At 66.0% G+C, this 1,052-nt stretch carries 1 protein-coding gene; it reads left to right on the top strand.

All coding sequences use genetic code 11. The features are described 5' to 3' along the window. Positions 1-1,052, top strand: a 1,052-nt coding sequence (locus EOA28_RS36745) for an aminomethyltransferase family protein (protein WP_148671147.1), incomplete at both ends; no start/stop codon positions are given.

Genomic DNA, 1,052 nt, shown 5'->3' on the forward strand with positions numbered 1-1,052 from the left:
GACAGCGTCATGACCTTCCCCAATGAGCGCCTGCCGGCGGGCCGGCCGCTGAAGCGCCCCGGCGCCTATGATGGCATGAGCGCCGCCGGCGCCGAGTGGACGGCGTCCTGGGGCCTGGAGATCCCGGCCTATTTCGCGCCGATGGGGTTCCGCGAGGAGACGACGCTGAAGCGCTCCAACGCCTTCGAAATCGTCGGCGACGAGGTGCTGCAGGTGCGCCGCGCCGCCGGCCTCGTCGATACCACAGCCTTCTCGCGCTATGCCGTGTCAGGCCCGGGCGCCGAGGCGTGGCTCGACCGGCTGCTCGCTTGCCGGCTGCCGAAGCCTGGCCGCGCCAAGCTTGCGCTGATGCTCGGGCCCAATGGCCGGCTGAAGGGCGACCTCACCGTGCTCAACTGGGGCGGCGGCGAATACTGGATCATGGGCTCCTACTATTTGCGCGAATTTCATATGCGCTGGTTCGAGGCGCACATCGCCGAAGGCGTTTCCGTCACCGACATTTCCGATGCCACATCCGGCTTCCTCGTCACTGGACCGAATGCACGAAAGATCCTCGAACGCACCACGCATCAGGACATCTCCGCCAAAACCCTGCCGTTCATGGCTTGCGGCGAGTTCGATATCGGCATGGTGCGAGCGCGCGTTGCCAGGCTGTCCATCGCCGGCGAACTCGGCTTCGAGATCAACTGTCCGGCCACCTTGCATGCGACGCTTCGCGAAACACTGCTTGCCGCCGGCCAAGACCTCGGCCTTGCCGAGATCGGCTATTACGCGCTGAATTCGCTCAGGCTGGAAAAGAGTTTCGGCATCTGGTCGCGCGAATTCACGCAAGGCTATACGCCCGGCCAGACCGGGCTCGACCGCTTCATCGCTTTCGACAAGGCCGAGTTCATCGGCCGCGACGCGGCGCTGAAAGAGCGCGACGCCGGTGTCTCGCGGCGGATCGTGACGCTGGAGGTCGACGCTGTCGACGCCGATGCCAGCGGCTTCGAGCCGGTCTGGTCCAAGGGCCGGCGCATCGGCTTCGTCACCTCCGGCGGCTACGGCTATAC

This window comes from Mesorhizobium sp. M2A.F.Ca.ET.067.02.1.1, assembly GCF_004023285.1.
GTDB lineage: Bacteria > Pseudomonadota > Alphaproteobacteria > Rhizobiales > Rhizobiaceae > Mesorhizobium.